7 protein-coding genes are annotated in these 3,896 nt (G+C 70.1%); 4 read left to right on the top strand and 3 right to left on the bottom strand.

The annotated features are described in order from the left end of the window. Positions 1–69: 69 nt before the first annotated feature. The 3 genes from AOK18_RS22920 to AOK18_RS22910 form a co-directional block, all read right to left on the bottom strand. Positions 70–354 carry a hypothetical protein gene (locus AOK18_RS22920; RefSeq protein WP_055573200.1) on the bottom strand — a complete coding sequence of 95 codons (285 nt, stop codon included), beginning with the start codon at positions 352–354 and terminating at the stop codon, positions 70–72. A gap of 207 nt (positions 355–561) precedes the next feature. Beyond that, positions 562–792 carry a DUF397 domain-containing protein gene (locus AOK18_RS22915; RefSeq protein WP_055695562.1) on the bottom strand — a complete coding sequence of 77 codons (231 nt, stop codon included), beginning with the start codon at positions 790–792 and terminating at the stop codon, positions 562–564. Beyond that, complete coding sequence (locus AOK18_RS22910; RefSeq protein WP_055695561.1) at positions 774–1,607, bottom strand: helix-turn-helix domain-containing protein; 834 nt, start codon at positions 1,605–1,607, stop codon at positions 774–776. The genes AOK18_RS22915 and AOK18_RS22910 overlap by 19 nt, the downstream gene beginning before the upstream one ends. A 126-nt stretch (positions 1,608–1,733) precedes the next feature. On the opposite strand from AOK18_RS22910, the gene AOK18_RS22905 reads away from it, so the two are divergent. From AOK18_RS22905 to AOK18_RS22890, 4 genes are all read left to right on the top strand, one after another. Next, positions 1,734–1,952, top strand: coding sequence for a hypothetical protein (locus tag AOK18_RS22905; RefSeq protein WP_055573201.1), 219 nt, complete (start codon positions 1,734–1,736; stop codon positions 1,950–1,952). Further along, positions 1,949–2,164: a hypothetical protein gene (locus AOK18_RS22900; RefSeq protein WP_055573198.1), complete on the top strand. Its 216-nt coding sequence runs from the start codon at positions 1,949–1,951 to the stop codon at positions 2,162–2,164. Before AOK18_RS22905 ends, AOK18_RS22900 begins: the two co-directional genes overlap by 4 nt. 69 nt (positions 2,165–2,233) lie before the next feature. After that, positions 2,234–2,980: a DNA repair protein RecO gene (gene recO / locus AOK18_RS22895; protein ID WP_055695560.1), complete on the top strand. Its 747-nt coding sequence runs from the start codon at positions 2,234–2,236 to the stop codon at positions 2,978–2,980. Positions 2,981–3,025: 45 nt separating this feature from the next. Further along, complete coding sequence (locus AOK18_RS22890) at positions 3,026–3,862, top strand: isoprenyl transferase (RefSeq protein WP_055571711.1); 837 nt, start codon at positions 3,026–3,028, stop codon at positions 3,860–3,862. Positions 3,863–3,896: the final 34 nt, after the last annotated feature.

Here is a 3,896-nt window from a genome sequence, read left to right as displayed (position 1 = left end):
CACCGCCGCCGGGGACCGCGTGCTCTCCGCGCGGTCCCCGGCGGCGGTGACGGCCGTCTCCACGGGGCGTCAGAGGGCGTGCTGCAGCCAGCGCTGGATCGTGCTGTTGATGTTGCCGGGCAGGGCGCTGAGCCGGTCGATGGCCTCGCGGTCCTCGGGAAGCGGCGGGATCCCGGCGGCGGTCAGGGCCGCGTGCAGTTCCAGCCGGCGCCGGTCCTGCGGGTCGATGGCGACGTCCAGCCGCTGCGGCGGGTGCGGCGGCGCGATCGGGAAGTCGCCGTAGGCGCTCCCGTCGAAGGGGTAGGGGTCGACGTAGCCCTGGTGGGGGCCGTACTCGTACGAGGTGGCGGTCACGTCGGTCTCCTAAGAATCGCGGTTCTACCTCACAGGAGAACGACCCGGGGCCCGCCGGGGGCGCAGCCCCGCCGAAACGTCACGCCAACGGAGTCATAGCCGGGTCATCCTCCAGTCGGACCAACCGCCCAGCGGAAAAGCGGGAGTTGGGAGGAATCCGGGAACGACGGCCGACGCGCATGCATATGCCTCGACCTGTATACCCCATCAGGCGTGCGCCACTCCGCCACGGTGGGACCCCGCGTCCGCGGCGACGGCTCCGACGAACTCCGCCCAGGCCGCCGCCCCCACGACCAGGACGGGACCGGCGGCCGCCTTGCTGTCCCGGACGGGGACGACACCGGGGAAGTCGTACGTCGCTTCGACGCAGTCTCCGCCGTTACCGTCGCTGTGGCTGCTTCTGCGCCAGAGTGCCTTGCTCAGGTCGTACTCGCGCATCGTCTGAGGTCCTTCGCCGCGGATTCGATGAGGGCCAGGGACGCCTCCGGTGACAGCGCGTCGGCCCTCAGCAGATCGTATGCCGATCGGGCTCGTAGCACCACGGCCGGATCGTCCAGCAGATTCCCCGAATACACGGCTTCCGTATAGGCGGTCGGTGGCGCGTCCTCGAATTCCATGAGCTTGAGCGAGCCGGTCATGACGGCGTGCGGCCCGGCCGCGTACGGCAGCACCTGCACCAGCACCGACCGGTCCCGCGCGAGTTCCGCGACCCGCTCCAGCTGCTCCGCCATGACCGCCGGCCCGCCCACCGGGATGCGCAGCACGTTCTCGTGCAGGATCGCCCAGTACACCGGCCGCGTGGCGTCCTTGAGGAGGCGCCCTCGTTCGACGCGTCCGGCCACCTTCTCGTCGACCGTCTCCTGTGGCGCGAAGGGATTCATGGCCAGCGTGACCGCCCGCGCATAGGCCGGGGTCTGCAGCAGTCCGGGAATCAGCGCCGGCGCGAACTCGCAGATCTTCGTCGCCAGCGTCTCCAGCTCCGCGGCCTTGACGAAGTAATCCGCATACCGGCGGTCGTCGATCAGCTTCCTGCACAGCCGCTCGAAAATACCGTCGGTTCGCAGGGTCTCGTCGATCCGCCGGGCCACGTCCAATTGGGGCTTCCGGATGGCCTGTTCGAACTGGCCGATGTAACCCCCTGACACGAACACCCGCGCCCCCAGCTCCACCTGTGTGAAGCCCGACTCCTCCCGGCGCCGCTTCAGTTCCGCGCCGAAGAACTCCCACGCCGCCTGGCGTGAACCGTTGGCCATTGCTGACCCCTTTCCCAACCCCTTTGCACAGCCGGTTACTTGTAGGGCGTAAAACTCTTCCGAGTGTAGGTTCCGAAGGGCACCTTAAGGACGGGAAGCGTGAAAGCCGATGAGAAGGGGACGAGGGTGAAGGAACGGCACTCGGCGCTCTGCGTCGAAGAGGCGGAGGACGTGGTGGAAGAATTGCGGGCGTTACTCGCGAAGACCGGAATTGCTTTGCCGTCCCTGGGGCTGGACCCGGTGAGTCTTGCGCGGGAGGCACCCTGTCCGCTCGTCGAGCTGGGCCGGTGTTCCGTGGAGACCGCGCGGCGGCTCGTGGCCGTGATGGCCGCGGCGGCACGATGAGGCCGCCGATCGGTGTGTACGTCGTGGACACCCGGACCGAGAGGCTCGGCATCGTGATGGGACACGAGGGCCCCTACATCCAGCTGAGACCGTACGGCGGCGGACGGGAGTGGGACGCCGAGCCGGTCGAGGTGCGGCGGGCGACGCCCGCCGAGCGGCTGCGCGCGGCGACCGCGTACGCCAACGCGCGCAGCCGGGGGGAGCTGCCCTGACCGGGGGGCCCGCCGGCCGGGCCCCGAGGCGGTGCCACGGGAGCCCGGCGGGTACGCGAGAATGGGCGTATGAGTCTGTTCCGCGACGACGGCATCGTGCTGCGCACCCAGAAGCTGGGTGAAGCGGACCGGATCATCACCCTGCTCACGCGCGGTCACGGACGCGTACGCGCCGTGGCGAGGGGTGTGCGCCGGACGAAGTCCAAGTTCGGCGCGCGCCTGGAGCCGTTCTCCCACGTGGACGTGCAGTTCTTCGCCAGGGGGAGCGAGCTGGTCGGGCGCGGCCTCCCGCTGTGCACGCAGAGCGAGACCATCGCGCCGTACGGGGGCGGCATCGTCACCGACTACGCCCGCTACACGGCCGGGACGGCCATGCTGGAGACCGCCGAACGGTTCACCGACCACGAGGGCGAGCCGGCCGTCCAGCAGTACCTGCTGCTCGTCGGCGCCCTGCGGACCCTCGCCCGCGGCGAGCACGCCCCGCATCTCGTCCTCGACGCGTTCCTGCTGCGCTCCCTCGCCGTCAACGGCTACGCCCCCACCTTCGGCGACTGCGCGAAGTGCGGGATGCCCGGGCCGAACCGGTTCTTCTCGGTCGCCTCCGGCGGCTCCGTCTGCGCCGACTGCCGGGTGCCCGGCAGCGTCGTGCCCTCGCCGCAGGCCCTGGAACTGCTCGGCGCGCTGCTCGCGGGAGACTGGGAGACGGCGGACGCGTCCGAGGCGCGGTACGTCCGGGAGGGGAGCGGGCTGGTGTCCGCGTACCTCCACTGGCACCTGGAGCGCGGACTGCGCTCCCTGCGGTACGTCGAGAAGTAGCGAACACCTAGAGCACCTAGAACACCTAGGGGAGACGAGAAGCACATGGCCGTACGCGGGTTCCTGGGGCGTCAGCGACGGGAGTACAAGACGCCGGTACCGCACCCCTCCGGCGCGCGGCCCCCGAAGTTCCCCGCCGAGCTGGTCCCCCGGCACGTGGCGATCGTGATGGACGGCAACGGCCGCTGGGCCAAGGAGCGGGGCCTGCCGCGCACCGAGGGCCACAAGGTCGGCGCCGAACGCGTGCTGGACGTGCTCCAGGGCGGGATCGAGATGGGCGTCGGCGCCATCTCCCTGTACGCCTTCTCCACCGAGAACTGGAAGCGCTCACCGGACGAGGTGCGCTTCCTGATGAACTTCAACCGCGACTTCATCCGCAAGTCCCGCGACGAGCTCGACGAGCTGGGGGTGCGGGTGCGCTGGGTGGGGCGGATGCCCAAGCTGTGGAAGTCGGTCGCCAGGGAACTCCAGGTCGCGCAGGAGCAGACCAAGGACAACGACCGGCTCACCCTGTACTTCTGCATGAACTACGGCGGCCGGGCCGAGATCGCCGACGCGGCGCAGGCGCTGGCCGAGGACGTGAAGGCGGGACGCCTCGACCCGGCGAAGGTCAACGAGAAGACCCTGCAGAACTACCTGTACTACCCGGACATGCCGGACGTGGACCTGTTCCTGCGGCCGAGCGGCGAGCAGCGCACCTCCAACTACCTGCTGTGGCAGAGCGCCTACGCGGAGATGGTCTTCCAGGACGTCCTGTGGCCGGACTTCGACCGCCGGGACCTGTGGCGGGCGTGCCTGGAGTTCGCCTCCCGCGACCGCCGCTTCGGCGGCGCGATCCCGAACGAGGAACTGCTCGCCATGGAGGGCAGGCAGGAGCAGTGAGGGAACGGGCGTGAACGCGGACGGGGCGCGGAGG

Origin of the sequence: Streptomyces prasinopilosus, from assembly GCF_001419695.1 — a bacterium.
GTDB lineage: Bacteria > Actinomycetota > Actinomycetes > Streptomycetales > Streptomycetaceae > Streptomyces > Streptomyces prasinopilosus.
Note: the sequence above shows the minus strand (reverse complement) of the source record. Positions and strands in the feature narration are given on the sequence as shown.